Source organism: Actinomycetota bacterium, assembly GCA_016700055.1.
Taxonomy (GTDB): domain Bacteria; phylum Actinomycetota; class Acidimicrobiia; order Acidimicrobiales; family Ilumatobacteraceae; genus Kalu-18.
This window is the reverse complement of record CP064997.1, coordinates 1729358-1746699: the sequence shown is the minus strand read 5'-3', so window position 1 is coordinate 1746699 and position 17342 is coordinate 1729358. Positions and strand designations below refer to the sequence as shown.

General features: G+C 70.5%; 18 protein-coding genes. 15 read left to right on the top strand and 3 right to left on the bottom strand.

What is annotated here, in order from left to right; all coding sequences use genetic code 11:
- Positions 1 to 19: 19 nt before the first annotated feature.
- On the top strand, positions 20 to 1798 hold the full coding sequence (locus IPM43_08500) for an ABC-F family ATP-binding cassette domain-containing protein (GenBank protein QQS23511.1): 1779 nt from the start codon (positions 20 to 22) through the stop codon (positions 1796 to 1798).
- Between the two features lie 11 nt (positions 1799 to 1809).
- Here IPM43_08500 and IPM43_08495 read toward each other — a convergent pair whose 3' ends face one another.
- Positions 1810 to 4611, bottom strand: a complete 2802-nt coding sequence (locus IPM43_08495; protein QQS23510.1) for an adenylate/guanylate cyclase domain-containing protein — start codon at positions 4609 to 4611, stop codon at positions 1810 to 1812.
- Between the two features lie 57 nt (positions 4612 to 4668).
- On the opposite strand from IPM43_08495, the gene IPM43_08490 reads away from it, so the two are divergent.
- Both IPM43_08490 and IPM43_08485 read left to right on the top strand, forming a co-directional pair.
- The gene (locus tag IPM43_08490; GenBank protein ID QQS23509.1) at positions 4669 to 5820 is read left to right on the top strand and encodes a DUF2236 domain-containing protein; all 1152 of its coding nucleotides are present in this window, start codon (positions 4669 to 4671) and stop codon (positions 5818 to 5820) included.
- A gap of 42 nt (positions 5821 to 5862) precedes the next feature.
- Positions 5863 to 6540, top strand: coding sequence for a hypothetical protein (locus tag IPM43_08485; protein ID QQS23508.1), 678 nt, complete (start codon positions 5863 to 5865; stop codon positions 6538 to 6540).
- Here the strand turns inward: IPM43_08485 and IPM43_08480 are convergent.
- Positions 6497 to 7060, bottom strand: coding sequence for a two pore domain potassium channel family protein (locus tag IPM43_08480; GenBank protein QQS23507.1), 564 nt, complete (start codon positions 7058 to 7060; stop codon positions 6497 to 6499). The genes IPM43_08485 and IPM43_08480 overlap by 44 nt on opposite strands.
- Positions 7061 to 7105: 45 nt before the next feature.
- Here IPM43_08480 and IPM43_08475 point away from each other — a divergent pair, with 45 nt between their 5' ends.
- The 12 genes from IPM43_08475 to IPM43_08420 all read left to right on the top strand — a co-directional run bounded on the left by IPM43_08475 (position 7106) and on the right by IPM43_08420 (position 16323).
- On the top strand, positions 7106 to 8641 hold the full coding sequence (locus IPM43_08475) for an ATP-binding protein (GenBank protein QQS23506.1): 1536 nt from the start codon (positions 7106 to 7108) through the stop codon (positions 8639 to 8641).
- A gap of 186 nt (positions 8642 to 8827) precedes the next feature.
- Positions 8828 to 9355, top strand: coding sequence for a MarR family transcriptional regulator (locus IPM43_08470; protein QQS23505.1), 528 nt, complete (start codon positions 8828 to 8830; stop codon positions 9353 to 9355).
- A 44-nt stretch (positions 9356 to 9399) separates the two neighbouring features.
- On the top strand, positions 9400 to 9978 hold the full coding sequence (locus IPM43_08465) for a sigma-70 family RNA polymerase sigma factor (protein ID QQS26391.1): 579 nt from the start codon (positions 9400 to 9402) through the stop codon (positions 9976 to 9978).
- The gene (locus IPM43_08460) at positions 9971 to 10222 is read left to right on the top strand and encodes a zf-HC2 domain-containing protein (protein ID QQS23504.1); all 252 of its coding nucleotides are present in this window, start codon (positions 9971 to 9973) and stop codon (positions 10220 to 10222) included. The genes IPM43_08465 and IPM43_08460 overlap by 8 nt, the downstream gene beginning before the upstream one ends.
- A gap of 48 nt (positions 10223 to 10270) precedes the next feature.
- Positions 10271 to 10426 carry a hypothetical protein gene (locus IPM43_08455; protein ID QQS23503.1) on the top strand — a complete coding sequence of 52 codons (156 nt, stop codon included), beginning with the start codon at positions 10271 to 10273 and terminating at the stop codon, positions 10424 to 10426.
- Between the two features lie 28 nt (positions 10427 to 10454).
- A complete protein-coding gene (locus IPM43_08450; protein ID QQS23502.1) occupies positions 10455 to 11537 on the top strand; it encodes a zinc-dependent metalloprotease in 1083 nt (360 codons plus the stop codon).
- The gene (tilS, locus tag IPM43_08445; protein QQS23501.1) at positions 11534 to 12484 is read left to right on the top strand and encodes a tRNA lysidine(34) synthetase TilS; all 951 of its coding nucleotides are present in this window, start codon (positions 11534 to 11536) and stop codon (positions 12482 to 12484) included. The genes IPM43_08450 and tilS overlap by 4 nt, the downstream gene beginning before the upstream one ends.
- 11 nt (positions 12485 to 12495) lie before the next feature.
- Positions 12496 to 13017 carry a hypothetical protein gene (locus IPM43_08440; GenBank protein ID QQS23500.1) on the top strand — a complete coding sequence of 174 codons (522 nt, stop codon included), beginning with the start codon at positions 12496 to 12498 and terminating at the stop codon, positions 13015 to 13017.
- Positions 13017 to 13655 (top strand): SIMPL domain-containing protein, encoded by a 639-nt coding sequence (locus IPM43_08435; GenBank protein QQS23499.1) that lies wholly within the window; start codon positions 13017 to 13019, stop codon positions 13653 to 13655. Before IPM43_08440 ends, IPM43_08435 begins: the two co-directional genes overlap by 1 nt.
- Before the next feature lie 93 nt (positions 13656 to 13748).
- A complete protein-coding gene (locus IPM43_08430; GenBank protein ID QQS23498.1) occupies positions 13749 to 14672 on the top strand; it encodes an NAD-dependent epimerase/dehydratase family protein in 924 nt (307 codons plus the stop codon).
- Entirely contained in the window at positions 14672 to 15448 is a 777-nt protein-coding gene (locus IPM43_08425) for a hypothetical protein (GenBank protein QQS23497.1), read from the top strand. Before IPM43_08430 ends, IPM43_08425 begins: the two co-directional genes overlap by 1 nt.
- Positions 15449 to 15471: 23 nt before the next feature.
- Positions 15472 to 16323, top strand: coding sequence for an alpha/beta fold hydrolase (locus IPM43_08420; protein ID QQS23496.1), 852 nt, complete (start codon positions 15472 to 15474; stop codon positions 16321 to 16323).
- Positions 16324 to 16327: 4 nt separating this feature from the next.
- On the opposite strand, the gene IPM43_08415 is transcribed toward IPM43_08420, so the two are convergent.
- Complete coding sequence (locus IPM43_08415) at positions 16328 to 17335, bottom strand: polyprenyl synthetase family protein (protein QQS23495.1); 1008 nt, start codon at positions 17333 to 17335, stop codon at positions 16328 to 16330.
- Positions 17336 to 17342 lie beyond the last annotated feature (7 nt).

The following is a 17342-nucleotide window of genomic DNA, read 5'->3' as shown; positions in this document are numbered from 1 at the left end:
GCGGCCGTAGCGTCGTGGCGTGATCTGTGTCGACCTCGCCGATGTGACGGTGACGCAACCGGACAAGGTGCTGTTCGCCGATCTCTCGGTGACCGTGGCCAGCGGTGATCGCGTGGCCGTGGTCGGGGTCAACGGTTCTGGCAAGACGACGCTGCTTCGGTTGATGACCGGCGCGCTGGCGCCCGATGCCGGCGCCGTGCGCTTCGGCCGGGGTGTGCGGATCGCGTCGCTCGAACAGGACCCGGTACTGCCGCCCGGCACGGTGGGCGACTTCCTCGGCGACTCGTGGGAGGTGGCGGCGGTGGCCACGCGGCTCGGCGTGCAGCCGCTCCTCGATCGACGAACCGACGAGCTGTCGGGCGGGCAGGCCAAGCGGGTGGCGCTCGCCCGCGTGCTGGCCGAGGACGAGCACGGCGATCACGACATGGTCGTGCTGGATGAGCCGACCAACCACCTCGACCTCGAGGCGATCGAGTGGCTCGAGGCGCGCCTGGTGGTGATGACCTCGGCGCTCGTGCTCGTCACCCACGACCGCCACGCGCTCGATCGGCTGACGAGCGCTGTCGGGCCGAGCAAGGTGGTCGAGCTCGACGGCGGACGGTGCTTCGTGCATCAGGCGGCGGCGGGGTCGAGTGCCTACGCCACGTACCTCGAGGCGCGCGCCGAGCGCATCGAGCGCGAGGCGCAGGAGGAGTCGACGCGCAAGATCCTCGCCCGCAAGGAGCTCGCCTGGCTGCGCCGGGGCGCTCCGGCACGATCGACCAAACCGAAGGCCCGCCTGCGCTCCGCTCGCGAGATCGTCGCTGGCGGGCCGGCGCCGGCCGGCGTTCGCGATCAGGGCCTGCAGCTGGGTGGCGGCACGACTCGGCTCGGCAACCAGGTCGTCGAGCTGGAAGGCGTGGCCCAGCGGTTCACCACGGCAGACGGCGCGACGCTGACGGTGTTCGAGAACGTCGATCTCCTGATCGAACCCGGAGCGCGGCTGGCGGTGGTCGGCCCGAACGGGTCGGGAAAGACGACGCTGCTCGACATCGTCGCCGGTCGGGCCGTACCGGCAGCGGGCACGGTGACCCGCGGCAAGACGGTCGTGGTCGGGTTCGCCGACCAGCACGCTGGAGATCTCGACCCCGACGCGATCGTCCGCAAGCTGGTTGCCGGGCCGTACCGCGAGCCAGATCACCGTGACCGGGCGCTGCTGGAACGGTTCTGGTTCGACACGACGGCGCAGTACGCGCCGGTGCGGATGCTGTCGGGAGGGGAGCGTCGGCGCCTGCAACTGGTGATGGTGCTGGCCACCGAGCCCAACCTGTTGATCCTCGACGAGCCGACCAACGACCTCGACCTCGACACGCTGCGATCGCTCGAGGCGTACCTCGACGACTGGCCGGGAGCGCTCGTCGTCGCCAGCCACGACCGGGCGTTCCTCGATCGCGTCGCCGACCACGTGTTGGCGATCGACCCCGAGGGTGCGGTGCGCAGGGTGCCCGGCGGGGTCTCGGGGTGGCTCGCCGAGCGGGCGTCGCCGCGCTCCCCGGCCAAGCGACCGTCGGCTGTGCCCGCGGCGGCGGGACGGGTGGCCAAGGGGCGCAGCGGGCCGAGCCCGTCGACGATCGGGCGGCAACTGCGCGAGACCGAGCAGGCGATGGCCAAGGCGCAAGCGCGAGTGGACCGGCTCAGCGAGCGTCTGGCGGCGACGACCGAGCACGGCGAGCTCGTCACCCTCGGCACCGAACTCGCCGCCGCCCACGCCGACCTCGACGCCCTCGAGTCCCGCTGGCTCACCCTCGCCGACCACTAGCGCGGTCGGTGTCATGTCGCCGCGCTGATGCGCAGCCCGGCCACCGCGGATTGGAGCGCTTCTTGCACGTAGCGCCCCCGCTCGGCGTGGTCCATGGCGGCGCCGACCACCATCAGCTCGTCGAGCTCGTCGGCGCCGATCCGCTCGCGCAACGTGTTCAATGCCTCGGCGATGCGCCGGGCATCCCCCGGCGACGGCGGGAGACTGAGTTGCGCCTTGCGCTCCGCACCGAACAGCACCGCGGCGGCCCTGTACTGCCCCGAGCGCATCAGAGCCAGGGCCACCTTGCGGGCGACGTACCAGTGAACAGGTGTGGATCCGCCCCGATGCCAGTACTCCCAACGATCCCGCAGGTAGACGAGCTCGTCGAGCGCGGACCTCGACCTGTCGTGGACCCCGAGCGCGCTGGATTCAGCGGACACCTCGTTGAGCGTCGACCCGGCCGCGCGGGCGAGCTCGGCCGAGCGGGAGAAGCAGCGCAGGGCGCGCGCCGGGTCTGGCGCCATCGCTGCGGTTCCGAGCGCCCACAGCGCGGTCGAGAGCGCGGTCGGATTGCCGAGGCTCTCGGCGAGCTCGACCGCGTGTTCGCCGGCTGCCGTCCCTTCGGGTCTGAGGAGGAGGGCCTTCGCGAAGGCGACCTGTCCGGAGATGAGCGCTGTGCGGAAGGCGTCGCCGTCGGCCTCGGCGATCTCACGACAGCGCTCGTATCTCGCGAGCTGCTGCTCGGGTTGAGAGCGGAACGCGGCGATCAAGCCGTGGGCGAACTCCGGCAGGTAGCACGCCGTCGCGGATGCGGCGGAGTCGAGGGCTGCGAGATGACGCTCCGCCTGCGACCAGTCTCCCTTCACCCAGGCGAGCATGGCCGCGACGGCGGTCGCGTCGGCCCACTCCGGCGAATCCGGCGCTCCCTCGGCCGCGAGCGCGGCCGCTGCCCAGTCGCCGATCTCGGGGCGGAGCGAGAAGAACGCGTACTCGAACAGGGTGACCGGCAGGCGCAGTGCACCGTCTACGTCGCCCGCGTCGAGCAGCAGACCGTGGGCGGCACGGAGGTTGTTCAGCTCGGCGCCGACTGCGTCGCGCCAGTAGGCCTCCTCGCGACCACGGACTCCGGCGCGAGCAGCGCCGGCGAACTCGACCCAGTGTGCGACGAAGCGCTGCTCCACCGCTTGCCGCTGCCCGCCGACGTCGAGGCGCAGGCGGCCGAACTCGCGCATCATGTCGAACATCCGATAGGGGGAGCTACTCCCGACATCGGCGACGAGCATCGAGTGGTCGACGAGCTCGTCGACGCGGTCGACGACGTCGGCCGCCTCCACGGTGCCACCTGTGGCGACGCTCTCCGCGGCGGCGAGGTCGAAGCTGGCGGGGAACACCGCGAGCCGGTCGAAGACCTCGCGCGCCGCCGGTGTCAACAGGTCGTACGACCACTCGAGGACGCGGGTCATGCTCTGGTGACGGTCGTCGTCGTGGCGCCGGCTCGAATCGAGAAGGCGGAAGCGGTCCGTGAGCCGGGTGAGGATCTGCGACGCCCCGAGCGAGCGAGCCTTGGACGCGGCGAGCTCGATCGCCAAGGGCACTCCGTCGAGTCGGCGGCAGATCTCCGCCACAGTCTCGAGGGTTGCGGCATCTGCCTCGAACGTGCCCGACGCGGCACGGGCCCGCTCGACGAAGAGCCGCACCGCCGCCGACGGCCCGCCCGACGACCCGCCCGACGACTGCGCATCGACGGCGAGTGGCTCGAGCATCACCACTTGTTCGGCGGCCAGCCCGATCGGGACGAGGCTCGTCGCGAGGAACCGGACGCGGCCGCAGCGCTGGAGCAGCGTGCGCACGAGGCGGGCCACCTCGGCCACGACGTGCTCGCAGTTGTCGAGCACGACCAGGGCTTCGCGGTCGACATAGCTGTCGATCACGCCGTCCAGCGGGTCCCGGTTGGGGGTAGCCATCACGTCGAGGGCAGACGAGAGCGTGTGCACGACGGAGTCGGCGCTGCCCGCCGGGGCGAGGTCCACCCACCACACCCCGTCGACGCACCGGGACCGGATCGTTGTGGCGACCTCGACCGCCAGCCGGGTCTTGCCCACGCCGCCGGTACCGACGATCGTCACCAGTCGGTCGGCCTCCAACAGCCCTACGACGCGGTCGATCTCGGCCTGCCGGCCGATCATCGCCGCCATCGGAACCGGCACGAACCCGGTCTGCTCGCTCGGTGCTGCGGCCTGACGCGGGAAGTCGACCTGCAGCCCGCTGCACTGCACTTGGGTCGGATGCTCGGTGCGGGCGACACCTTTCAGCGCGACGGCGCCGATCTCCGTCAACCGGCGGCCGTGACGCAGGCCAGCCTCGGACGCGAGTCGCGATGACACCTCCGACACGAGGATCTGTCCACCGCAGGCGACACCCATCAGCCGTGCCGCGTGGGTGACCGCCATGCCGAAGTAGTCGCCGGCTCTCGAATCTGCCTCGCCGGTGTGGATGCCCATCCGCACGACGAGCGGCACTGCTCCCGCGGTGTCCCACTCCGTGCCGCTGAGCGCGAGCTGCGCGGCGACCGATGCGTCGATGGCGTCGACGACGCTGCCGAACACGGCCATCACCCCGTCGCCGGTGTGCTTCACGACCGTGCCGTGCCACCGGCGGATGATCTCGTGCAACAACTCGTCGTGGCGGGCCAGGGAGACCCGCATCGAGGCCGGTGCGGCATCCCAATGGCGACTGCTGTCGACGATGTCGGTGAACAGGAACGTCAACGCGGCGGCGGACGGTTCCGCCGCCCCGTCGGAGAGGGCCGCTCCACCATCAGGATCAGCCACGAAGATGGAGAGTACGTCGTGAATCGGACATCGGTCGAGCGATGAGAGGATGCTGCGATGGTGCCGAGCGATGCAGAGCTGGAAGCGCTGCGTCTCGTCGGCGACCCGCTCGCCGACGACGTGGTCGGCGCACTGTTCCGTAAAGGCGAGATCAGGCGAGTCAACGAGCTGATGCGCGCGCTCGTCGAGAACGGCGCGCCGGTACCGGCCGGGCTTCCCGAGGAGGTGCGCGACTACCTCGCCCGCGACCCACTGCCCGCCGACGTCGATCGGGCACGCATCGAACGGTCCGAGAGGTTTTTCCAGGTGTGGGGGATGCAGATCTCGATGTCGCTGTTCTGCGCGTCGCTGCCGTCGGCATACGCGGCCGCGAAGGGCGTCAAGGTGCTGTTCGAGACGGCCAGGCTCCAGACCGACACGCGGCGGCGCATCTTCGAGACGGGGCAGTTCCTGATGGACGTCATGGCCCCCGGCGGGCTCGGTCCTGGCGGGGCAGGGGTCCGTTCCGCTCAACGGGTGAGGTTGATGCACGCCGCCGTGCGTCACCTCCTGCTGGCCGACGGCAACTGGGACGAAGCCAAGTGGGGTCTCCCGATCAACCAGGAGGATCTCGCCGGCACGCTGCTGTCGTTCTCCTACGTACCGATCGAGCCGCTCGCCCGGCTGGGCATCGCGGTCAGCCGGTCGGAGCAGGAGGACTACCTCTACACCTGGAGCGTGATCGGCGAGATGCTCGGCGTCCGAACGCATGTGCGCCCGACGACGGTCGAGGATGCGACCGCGCTGGTGACGGCGATCCGCCGGCGGCAGTACGACTCCTCGCCGGAGGGCATCGCGATGACCGACGCCCTGGTCACGACGATGGAGCAGATGACCCCGCACCTCGGGTCGCGACCGGGTCGACCGGCGCACGTGCGCGGGCTCGGGCGGCTGGTGCCGGTGATGATCCGCCACCTGATCGGCGACGACGTCGCGAACATGGTCGCCGTGCCCCCCGGGCGGCCCGGCTGGTTTCGGCTGCTCGAACCTCTGCTCGGGCTGCTGCGCCTCGTCGAGTCCGACATCGAGCACGATGCCCATGTGAAGCGGATGATCGAACCGTTCGCCCGTGCCGTCCTGCTCGGGATGTTCGACCACGAGCGCGGCGGAACGCGCCCACCGTTCGCCATTCCCGACGAGCTCGCGCGCACGTGGGAGTTGTCCTCGTGACCACCGCCTCCAGCTTGTCGCCGAGGCGATAGGACCCCGCCCGTGCCGTACTCGAACTGGGAGACCTTCTGGTACGTCGGTGGCTTCTTGATGTGGGCACCGGCGTACGTGGCCGTCGTGCTCATCGCCGTGCGCCACCGATACCTGGAGATCCCGATCCTCGCGGCGACGTCGAACGTGACCTGGGAGTTCATGTGGGGCTTCGTGTTCACCCAGGACATGGGACCGGGGCTGCAGACGATCTACCGCGGCGCCTTCATCCTCGACCTGTTCATCTTGTTCAACGTGTTCCGCTACGGCGCGAAGCAGACGACCGCACCGGCGCTCAAGCAACATCACGTCCTGCTCGTCGTGCTCTTGCTGATCGGCTGGGGTCTCTTCTTCTGGTCGCTGCGGGATTCCGGCTACGACCTGCCCCTCGGGAGCGTGTCCGCCTACCTCGACAACCTGCTGATGTCGGGGTTGTACATCTGGTTCCTGCTCACCCGGATCGAACCGCACGGCCTGTCGTTCACCGTGGCGTGGTCGAAGGGCCTAGGGACAGGCATGGTGACCGTCTTCGTGTTCTTGCGCTATCCCGACAACTCGTTCGTGATCACGCTCGCGCTCATGGTCGGTGCGCTGGACCTCGCATACATCACGATGCTCGGCCTGCAGAAGCTCCGCGGCCGGCGGATCAGCCGGCATGCACTGATTGGACCCGCTGACGGGCCGCGCTGATGATCAACTTGATGACGGCACCTACCACCACCACGTTGAACAGCATCTGCACCATCACTGCAATCCGGGCCCCGTCAGTGCGCGCGTAGATGTCGCCGTAACCGGTGGTGGTCAAGGTCGTCATCGTGAAGTACAGCGCCCCGGTCGGTTCGAGCGGTTCGCTGAACGCATTCACGTCACGCGCCGACAGGCAGAGGAACGCCGTCGCGAACACGCAGACCATGAACGACACTGCGACGGTCAAGGCTTCGAACCCGCGCACGATGGGGTACTTCGAGTGCTGGATCCCGCGAAGCTGCCAGACGACTACGGCCGCGATTGCCACAGCAGCGACGAGGGCGCGAATCCCGATCCCTCCCGGCTGCGACGAGCTCACCGGCAGCACGTGGTACGCCACGGCGATCACCGTCACCTGTGCCATGGTGCGCACCAGACTGATCGCCACGAATCGCCAGAATTCGCTCGAATCGAACTCGCCGAGCCCGTGGCCAACCGCCCGCGCGTCGGGTGTGTTCGTCACCCGACCAGCATGGCAGGCTCGACGAGTCGACGCACAGGAGGCCATATGGATGAGCACGAGGTGCTGCGGCTTCGCCGTGAGCTCTACGGCCGTTTGCCGGTAGCCGCGGTCGGCTACTCGGCCGACGGGCGCCACGTCAACTTCGCCGGGCCGGTCGAGCTCGGGCTGCGCGTCGGCGACCTCGCCGTAGTCGAGCGTGTCGACGACTCGTCTGTGGTGGTGCAGGTGCACGACGCGGAGACCGTTGAGCGTGAAGGAGCGCAGGTAGATCTCGCCACCGAGCATGGCGGTCAGTTCGACTCGATGCGGGCCCGGTTACGCCTACGCGCGGTGAATGGCGATGCGGTGGTACTCGGACGGCTGGCGGGCGAGACGTACGAACCAGTCGCGTCCGTCGATGCCTTCGGTGAGTGCGCGATCCGTTCCGCCACGGCCGCCGAGGTCGGCGTCATCGCCACCGCAACCGACGCCGGGATGGACACCATGGAGATCGGCTCGTGGCGTCAGGCGCCGACGGTGCCAGCGCGCCTGCGCAGCAAAGGCTTCGCCCGGCACACCTTCATGTGCGGGCAGTCGGGCTCGGGCAAGACCTACACGACGGGAGTGCTGTTCGAGCGCCTCCTTGCCGCCACGACGCTGCCGATCGTCGTGCTCGACCCCAACTCCGACCACGTCTTGCTCGGCGACATGCGCGACCACGACGACCCGTCGCCGGCAGGGCAGCGCTACCGCGCGGTGGCCGGCGACGTCCGCACCGTGCGCAGCCGGGGTCACGACGCCAGCTACACGCTGTGTGCCGACTTCAGCGACCTACCGATCGGCATCCAGGCGCATCTGTTGCGGCTCCACCCCCTGCGCGACCTCGAGGGCTACGCCGCCCTGCGGCAGGTGAGGGCCAGGCTGACGGCTCCGTACTCGGTCGCCGACGTCGCGTCGGCCGCTGCCGCAGACGTAGAGACCGCGCCGCTGGCGTTGCGCATCGAGAACCTGGGCATCGACGAGTGGACCCTCTGGCGCCGGCCCGGCGAGATCTCGCTCAGCTCCGTCGGGCTGCGCGACGAGCGCTGCGTCGTCGTCGATCTCGGCAGCCTGCCCGAGCCCGACTCGCGCACCGCTGTCGCCTTCGTCATGCTCGCCAACCGGTGGTCCCACCGGCACGAGCGCCGGCCCTCACTGATCGCCATCGACGAAGCCCACAACATCCTCCCCGCCGTCACCGACGACGCGCTGCTCGCGGCGACCAACGACCTCGGCGTGTTGATCGCCGGCGAAGGCCGCAAGTTCGGCCTGCACCTGTTCGTGGCCACGCAGCGACCGGACAAGGTGCACCCGAACGTCGTGTCGCAGTGCGACAACCTGGTGCTGATGCGCATGAACGGCCAGGCCGACGTCGAAGACCTGGTCGGCGTGTTCTCCCATGTGCCCGCCGGCCTGCTTCGCCAGGCCAGCGGGTTCGGGCTGGGCCAGGCACTCGTCGCCGGTCCGATCTCGCCGCTTCCCCAACTCGTGCAGATCGGCAATCGCCTCACCGCCGAGGGCGGCGCCGACGTACCGACGACGTGGACCAACCCACCAACCTGACTCCCTGACCCCCTGACTCCCTGACCCCCTGACCCCCTGACCCAAACCGCAGCTTCCGCGCCAATGTGTCAACGAACCTGCGCCAGACGCAGGTATCGCGCCAGATTGGCGCGAGGGCCGCGGTTTTAGGCGGGCGAGGGCCGCGGCTTCAGGCGGGCGATGGGTCGTTTGTATTGTGCAACTGCCATGTCGGACGCCAGCACGACTCCGCGATCGGCGGTCGACCTCGCCGACCCCGCCCAGTTCGAGTTGGCGCTTCGCGTCGGTTACGCATGGAGGGAGATGCGCCGCGGCGCGGCCGCCGGGGCGTTGCGTGACCACTTCTTCGGCGTCGGCGCCGAAGCCCTCGAACCCGGCCAGATGGACGCCCTCGACCTGCTCGTCCAGCGGACGTGGCGCATGGGCGACCTCGCCGACGCGCTGCACATCGACCCCTCCAGCGCCACGCGGGCGGTGCAGCGACTTGCGCGTGCGGGGCTCGTCGAGCGATTCGCGGACCCCGACGACAGGCGGGTGGTGGTGGTGTCGGTGACCGACGCCGGACGCAGCCGCCACGAGAGCGCGGCGGCTCGACGCACGAGCGCACTCGCTCGGATCCTCGCGGAGTACGAGACCGACGAGCTGGGCACACTCGTCGACATGATGGAGCGCTTCGTAGCTGCCCTGGAGCATCTCGTCGCCGAGCTGGGTGCCGACAAGTCCGTCGAAGCGTAGGGTCCTCGGTCGTGGCAGAACGCGCGACGTTCCAGGCCGAGGCGATGCAGTACGCGCCCCAGCTCTACTCCGCCGCGTTGCGGATGACGCGCAACTCGGCCGACGCCGAGGACCTCGTGCAGGAGACCTTCTTGAAGGCCTACCGCAGCTTCCACACCTTCGCAGAGGGCTCCAACCTGCGCGCCTGGCTCTACAGGATCCTCACCAACACCTTCATCAACACGTATCGCTCCAAGCAGCGCCGCCCCGACGAGAGCGACATCGCCGACATCGAGGACCTCTACCTGTACCGCCGCCTGCCGGCGATGGAGTCCGCGATCGCCAGCCGCAGCGCGGAGGACCAGCTCTTCGACCTGTTCACCGACGGCGAGGTGAAGGGCGCGCTCGAGGCGCTCCCGGAGAACTTCCGCCTGCCTGTACTGCTCGCCGACGTCGAGGGTTTCTCCTACAAGGAGATCGCCGAGATGCTCGACATCCCGATCGGCACCGTGATGAGTCGACTGCATCGGGGAAGAAAGGCGATGCAGAAGTCGTTGTTCGACTACGGACGGGCCAAAGGGCTCGTCGACGACGAACACGCCTCGGTCCCTGCCGACGCGACGAGGGAGCCCTCCGGTGGCTGACTGCAACGAGACGCTCCACGAGCTCCACGCATTCCTCGACGACGAGCTGACCACCGACACGCGCCAGGCGATCGAGCACCACCTGAACGGCTGCACGGACTGCCTGCAGGCGTTCGACTTCCATGCCGAGCTGAAGCTCGTCATCCGCCAGAAGTGCCACGAAGACGCGATGCCCCCGGAGCTGGTCGCCAAGCTGGAGCGCTGCTTCGACACCGACTTCGACCTCGACGGCGAGATCGGGTGACGCCCCGGGGAGTGGGTGGGCGCTCGATCAGGTGGGTACGATCGGCACATGCTCGGCTTGCTCGCTGCGAACGTGTGGCACTGGTGGATCGGCGTCGGACTCTCGGCGTTGTTGATCCTCACGGTCGTCGGCCTCGGCGCCAGTTACCTGAGGTCGGTCTCCGCCACGCGCTACCCGGGCAAGCGGCACCACGGCGAGGGCTGAGCGCGCGCTAGCGCGCACCAAAGGCGAGATGGCCAGCCCCGACCTGCCCTCGCCGATCGACTGGGCTCTTGCCGAGCGGGTCGCCATCCGCGTCAGCTCCCGCTCGCCGGCACCGACCACCGACCTGCCCACCGATGCCGACCTGGCCGGCGTCGTCGCCGAGGCCGAAGAGCTCGTCGCGGCCGAGACCGGTCTGCGCCCGCCCACCCCGGCGCACATCTCGGTGATCGACCGACCGGAGTGGATCCGAGCGAACCTGGCGTCGTTCCGGCGCCTTCTCGAGCCCACCTTCGAGCACTGGATCGACACGTTCGCCAAGCGCCGACCCGACAAGCCGGCACCGCGCCCGGGTGGGGCCACCGCCCGCATCGCGGCGATCGAGCTGGGGGCGATGCTCGGCTGGGTGTCGGGCCGCGTGCTCGGCCAGTACGACCTGCTCGTCGCCGGTGACACGGTCGACGGACAAGACGCGGTGTACCTCGTCGCTCCCAACATGGCGATGCTGGAGCAGAAGTTCGGGTTCGACCGCGAGCAGTTCCGCTTCTGGGTCGCGCTGCACGAGTTGACCCACCGCGCCCAGTTCCGCGGCGTGCCGTGGATGCACGACTACTACCAGGGTCTGGTGAAGGAGGCGCTGGCCGCGGCCAACCCCGACCCCGGTCACCTCGCCCGGTCGTTGCGCGACGCGGCGCGTGACCCTGCGGCGGCGAAGGCCCGTCTCGACGAAGGCGGCGCGCTGGCCCTCGTCGCCACGCCCGAACAGCGCGAGTTGCTCGGGCGCATCGGCGGGCTGATGGCGCTGCTCGAAGGCCACGGTGACCAGACGATGGACCGCGCCGCCAGCCGCGAGCGTCTGCCCGAGGCTCCCCGATTCGCGCTCGTGCTGCGTGAGCGGCGCAAGCGGGCGACGCCGGTCGCCCGGCTGGTGCAGCGCCTCATCGGCCTCGAAGCCAAGCTCAACCAGTACGCCGCCGGTGCCCGCTTCCTCGACGCGATCGAGACGGTCGAGGGCCGCGGCGCGGTCGAGCTCTGCTGGCAGGCGCCGCAGAACCTGCCGACGCTCGACGAGGTGAAAGACCCCGGGCTCTGGCTGCAGCGAGTCGCCTGGTGAGCACGGTGGGCACGGCGAGCATCGCTTTCGACGTGGGCGACTCGCTGCTCGCCCGCTGCAACTTCCCACCGCCGGGCACCGCCGTCACCTGCGCCGTGTCGGGAGGCGCCGACTCGATGGCGCTGCTCGTCCTCGCCGTCCACGCCCGATGCCAGGTGGAGGCGGTGCACGTCGACCACGGCCTGCGCCCCGGAGGCGAGGCCGAGGCCGCAGCCGTCCGGCGCGTCGCCACCGGGCTCGGGGCGGCGTTTCGCGCCGAGCGAGTCGACGTCGGCGCCGGGCCGAACCTAGAGGCGCGTGCCCGCGCCGCGCGATACGCCGTGCTGCCGCCCGGCGTCCTGACTGGCCACACCGCCGACGACCAGGCGGAGACGGTGCTGATCAACGTCTTGCGCGGCGCGGGTCTCGACGGTCTGGCCGGCATCCGGGCGAGCAGGCCCGCAGGCCCGAGCCGCCCGCTGCTCGCCCTGCGCCGGTCCGAGACGCGCGGGCTGTGCGCGCACATGGGCATCGTGGCCGTGGACGACCCCTCCAACGACGACCGGTCGCTCCTGCGCAACCGGATCCGCCACGAGCTGCTCCCGCTGCTGTCGACGGCCGCCAACCGTGACCTCGTCCCGGTGCTGGCGCGCCAGGCGGCATTGGCGGCCGACGAGGCCGATCTGCTCGACGACCTCGCCGCCGCGCTCGACCCCACCGATGCCCGCGCGTTGGTCGACGCCCCTGCCCCCCTGGCCAGGCGCGCGGTTCGTGGCTGGTTGCGCGCCGTGCAAGGTGGCGGCCTACCGCCGGATTCGGCCAGCGTCGAGCGCGTGCTGGCGGTCGCTCGCGGCGACCGCCTGGCGACCGAAGTGGCCGGCGGGTGGCGGGTGCGCCGGTCGGCACAGCGGCTCTCGCTCGTTCCGCCGCCTCCGGAGGCGAGGCCCATTGGCCTTCGCAGCGAGTAGATTTCCTCGCTGTGCCTCCGAAGCTGCGTGGGAAGTGGGCCCTCGGAATCACCCCCCGCAACTTCACCTGGATCCTGAAGGACAAGCTCGCCGTCTGCGAGCGACCCGGCGGGTACGGCGGCAACCACCGCCGCGTCCGGCGCCAGGAGGAGATCATCTGGCTGCGTGAGGGTGGCTTCGGAGTGGTGATCTCGATCATCCCTGCCCCCCACAACCTGCACAACTACGACGAGCTGTCGATGCCCTATCGCCACCGTCCCTTCGACGCGGAACACGTCGACGAGTGGTTGAAGGCGTTCTACGCGGAGCTGGCCGAACTGCTCGACCAGCATGTGAAGGTCGTCGTCCACGGCGAGGAGGTGGGCGACCGGATCATGGGGATCATGGGCGGCTACATCCGCTGGTCGGGCCTCGTCGACGACCCCAGCAAGGCCATCACCATCACCGAGCGCCTGGCCGGACACCAGCTCGATCCCTTCGCCCGCGGCGTGATCCTGCGCGCCCACACCCTGCGCCAGCGAGGGCGGGGCTGATGGCCACGGTCACCGTCGTCGGCTCGGCCACCGCCACCGTGCGACCCGACCGCGTCGTCGCCCGCCTGCAGCTGAGCAGTCTCGCCGCCCAGCCCGCCGACGCGATCGACGCCGTCGCCGCCAGCTCGCGCCGGCTCGAGGCGCTGCTCGCCGACCTCGGCATCGCGGCCGAGGCCTCCGCCACGAGCGGCATCGAGATCGGCGAGGAGTGGCAGCACCGTCGTGACGAGAACGTCCTCGTCGGCTACCGGGCGAGCGTCCGGGTGGCGGTGACGGTGACCGATCTGGAAGTGCTCGGACGCCTGGTGCGTGATGCTGTCGCGCACGTCGGTGCCCAGGTCCAGGGCCTCGACTGGAGCGTCGACGCCACCAACCCGGTGCGCCGTGAGCTGCTCGGCCAGGCAGCGGTCGACGCCCGCGCCCGGGCCGACGCCTACGCGACGGCGCTCGGGCTCACCGTGAGCGCCGTCGATGCCGTCAGCGAACTGCCGCTCTCCGCTCCTCCCGAGCCGATGCCCCGGGGCGGCGCGGCGTTCGCGATGAAGATGGCGTCGGCCGAGATGGACCAGCTCGCCACCAGTCCCGGGCAGGTCGAGATAACTGCAAGGGTGCACGTGAGGTTCAACGTCTTGCCGTGAATCGTGCCCGGCGGGTGCCCGCGCAGTAGCGTTTCGGTTGTGGCAGGAAGGCGGGTACTGGTCAGTGGTGCGGGGGGCCAGCTCGGCTCTCTCGTGACGTCGCTGCTCGAGGCCGAACCGTGGGTGGGCGAGATCGCCGGCATCGACGTCGACCCTCCGCGGCGGCGCCTGCGCAAGGCGGCGTTCCACCGGATCGACCCCCACGATCGCCACAAGGTGGTCGAGGTCGTCACCGCGTTCAACCCCCACGTGCTCGTCCACCTCTCCGTGTGGGAGCCCGACGCCCGCGCCAGCCCCGCCAGCGCGAAGCATCTCACCGACGCCAGCGCAGTCGGCGTCCTCGGCGGAGCCGCCGAGTGCCCGGCGCTCGAGCACATCGTCGTGCGCTCCGGCATCGAGCTCTACGGCCGCAGCCGCGACAGCCTCACCCGCCCGGCCGAAGACGCGCCCATCCGGCCGACGACGATGTTCGGCGAGATGGTCGCGAACATCGAGCACGTCGCTGCCGACGCGGCCAGCAGGGCCGGTGTCGCGCTCACCGCACTGCGCCTCGCGCCGGTGCTCGGGCCGCATGTACCGAGCCCCCTTGGACGCCTGCTGCGGCTGCCGGTGGTGCCGTTCAGCCTGCTCGCCGACCCGGCGTTCGCAGTGGTGCTCGAAGCCGACGCGGCGCACGCCTTCGTGAGGGCGGCCAAGGACACCGTCGACGGACCGCTCAACATCGTCGGACCGGGCGCGATCACCGCGCTCCAGGCGATCGTGCGCGGACGGCGCATCCCGCTGCCCCTCTTCGGACCGGAGTGGGAGATCACCCGTCGGTTGACCCACGCCCTCGGCGCCCCCGTGCCCGAGCACGTGATGGAGGCGCTGCACCGCGGCCGCCTCGCCGACGGCGAGCGCTGCAAGCAGGTGCTCGGCTGGTCGCCGCCGACGACCACCAGCCAGATCATCGATCGGCTCTACGAGTGGCCGAGCATCGTGCGCGTGCCGCCCCAGCACCAGTGGGAGGTGGCGTGATGGCGAGCACGAACAGCTCGGCCCGACCCACGAGGCGGCGCAACCCGCGCCCGGCTCGCACTGCCGGCACGACCTCGCCCGCCCAGGCCAACGTCGTCGCGCTGTCGGTGGCCGAACCGGAGCTGCTGCCGCTGGCGATGCACCGGATCACAGCGCGGTTCGAGGTGGACGACTGGGGGCGCGACCCCGAGCTGGTGCGCATCTTGGGCGGCGTCGCCGGCCTCCGCTGGCACCCGACCGTCGGCGGAGTGAGGCACCTGCCCGCCCATGCCGGGGCGTTGCTCGTCACGAACGCCCGCCGCTACGCGCTCACCCCTTTGCTCGTCGCCTGGTCGGTGGGACTCGCCACCAAGCGACCGGTGCGCTTCGTCGGCCGTCCCGACGTCGCCCCGGCAGGACCGCTGCTGCGACGCCTGGGCGGGCTGCTCGACCAACCACTCGAGGTCCAGGCGGCGCTGCGCGACGGTGAGCTGGTCGTAGTCGGAACCGAGCCCTCGCGCAGCTCCCGCCAGGCGGGGATCGTGCCGGTCGAGCATGTCGGTGCGGCGCTGAAGGCCGGCGTCGGGATCTACCCCGTTGCCGCGCTCAGCTCACCCTTCATGCGCCGCAGCCGCGTCGAGGTGGGCACGCTCGTGCGTGAACGGCTGAAGCGGCGCGGCCCGCTTGCCGAGGTGGAGCTGGCCGAACACGCGCAACATCGATTGCAGCAGCGCCTCGACGAGATCGGCGGCCTCCAGGGAATAGAGAAGTTCCTCGATCTGCGACGCGAGGGCTAGGGAGAGAGAAGGACACCACCGACATGGCCTACGCACGTGCAGAAGACGGCACCCGGCTGCACTACAAGGTCGTCGGGCGCAAGAGCGGCCAGCCGGTGCTCTTGATCCAAGGCCTCGGCGCCGACAAGTCCGGATGGATCCTGCAGCGCCTGGCGCTGGCCCCCTTCTACCGGGTGATCGCCCACGACAACCGCGGCGCTGGTCGCAGCGACAAGCCGTTCGGCACGTACACCCTCGAGCAGATGGCCGACGACGCGATGGCGGTGCTCGACCACGCCGGCATCGAGACCGCTCACGTCGTCGGGGCATCGATGGGCGGGGCGATCAGCCAGCTCGTCGCGTACAAGTACCCAGAGCGGGTCCGCTCGCTGACGCTCGCCTGCACCGCGTGCCGCAATCACGCCTGGCGGCGCGACCTGCTGTCGTCGTGGGGCTCGATCGCCGCCGAGCGCGGCATGGGCGAGCTCGCCAACCAGGCCGGTCGCTGGGTGATCGGACCGCGCTCGTTCCGCCGCCTGTTCCCCGCCGTCGGCTGGTTGGGGCCGATCGCGCTCAGCCGTCCGAGCCACGGCTTCGTCGCCCAGGTGCGCGCGATCCTGTCGGCCGACGAGTCGCTCGCCGCCGAGCTCGCCACGTTCGACAAGCCGACGCTCGTCATCGTCGGCAACCAGGACATCCTCACCCCCCGCGGTGACTCCGAGGAGATCGCCGAGCGCATCCCGACCGCCGAGCTCGTGGTGCTGTCCGGCGCCGCCCACGGCTTGATGATCGAGCACGGGTCGACGTTCAACAAGGTGTTGCTCGACTTCCTCGGACGAGCCTCCAAGGCCTGGAACGCCCGTGAGGCCGCGGCCGAGATGACCGAGGTCGCGTAGGGGCTCAGCCCCAGACGGTGGCGAGCAGCGCGGCGGGGGCGTCGCGCAACGCGTCGGTGGCCGGGCCGGGCGGCAGCTCGGCACAGAGCTCCTCGGCCCTCTGCACGTAAGTGCCGGCGGTCTCGACGGCGGAGGCGACGCCGTGGTTGCTGCGCACGATGCCGAGCACCTTCTCGCGCTCGGCGGCTTCGAGCGGCTTGCCGAGCAGATCGCCGAGCTCGTCGGCGGCGGCACCGCCCTCGGCGAGCGTACGCAGCACCGGCAGCGTGTAGACGCCCTCGACCATGTCGTGGCCGGCTGGCTTGCCGAGGCGCTCGTCGCTCGCGGTGACGTCGAGGATGTCGTCGACGATCTGGAACACCATCCCGTAGGCGTCGCCGTAGCGCGTCAGCACCTCGATCAACGGGCGATCGAGGCCGGCGACGATGCCGCCGATGCGGGCCGACGTGGCGTAGAGCGACGCCGTCTTGCCCCCGATCGAGGTGATGTAGCTGAGCTCGCTGCGGGTCACGTCGTAGGTGTGGCGCAGCTCTTCGATCTGCCCCTCGCACAGGCGGCCGATGGTGCGCGCGAGGAGCACCGCTACCTCGGTGCCGAGCGAGGCGGCGATCTCGGAGGCCTTGCTGAGCAAGAAGTCGCCGGCGAGGATCGCCTGCAGGTTGCCCCACTTCGCGTTCACCGTGTCGACTCCGCGGCGCACATCGGCCTCGTCCATCACGTCGTCGTGATAGAGCGACCCGAGGTGCACCAGCTCACAAGCGACCCCGCCTTGGACCGCGTCCTCGACGATGCCGAGCCGCGCTGGCGCACCGTGGCCGCCGTCGGCCATCGCCACCTGGGAGGCGACGACCGCGACCATCGGCCGCAGACGCTTGCCACCGGCGACGATGAGGTGGGAGGCGATCTCGGTGAGGTACGGATCGTCGGTCTGCACCGCGGCCCGCAGCGCCTCTTCCACGAGCTCGAGCTCCGCGCCGGCACGCGTCCGATCGGTGAGCGGCGAGCTGGACATCGCCGGC

What these genes read in the sequence shown, in the direction of transcription:
- IPM43_08490 (QQS23509.1), top strand. Translation starts at nt 4,669, where the DNA reads ATGGTGCCGAGCGATGCAGAGCTGGAAGCGCTGCGTCTCGTCGGCGAC.
- IPM43_08475 (QQS23506.1), top strand. Translation starts at nt 7,106, where the DNA reads ATGGATGAGCACGAGGTGCTGCGGCTTCGCCGTGAGCTCTACGGCCGT.
- IPM43_08470 (QQS23505.1), top strand. Translation starts at nt 8,828, where the DNA reads ATGTCGGACGCCAGCACGACTCCGCGATCGGCGGTCGACCTCGCCGAC.
- IPM43_08465 (QQS26391.1), top strand. Translation starts at nt 9,400, where the DNA reads ATGCAGTACGCGCCCCAGCTCTACTCCGCCGCGTTGCGGATGACGCGC.
- IPM43_08455 (QQS23503.1), top strand. Translation starts at nt 10,271, where the DNA reads ATGCTCGGCTTGCTCGCTGCGAACGTGTGGCACTGGTGGATCGGCGTC.
- IPM43_08450 (QQS23502.1), top strand. Translation starts at nt 10,455, where the DNA reads ATGGCCAGCCCCGACCTGCCCTCGCCGATCGACTGGGCTCTTGCCGAG.
- IPM43_08435 (QQS23499.1), top strand. Translation starts at nt 13,017, where the DNA reads ATGGCCACGGTCACCGTCGTCGGCTCGGCCACCGCCACCGTGCGACCC.
- IPM43_08425 (QQS23497.1), top strand. Translation starts at nt 14,672, where the DNA reads ATGGCGAGCACGAACAGCTCGGCCCGACCCACGAGGCGGCGCAACCCG.
- IPM43_08420 (QQS23496.1), top strand. Translation starts at nt 15,472, where the DNA reads ATGGCCTACGCACGTGCAGAAGACGGCACCCGGCTGCACTACAAGGTC.
- IPM43_08415 (QQS23495.1), bottom strand. Translation starts at nt 17,335, where the DNA reads ATGTCCAGCTCGCCGCTCACCGATCGGACGCGTGCCGGCGCGGAGCTC.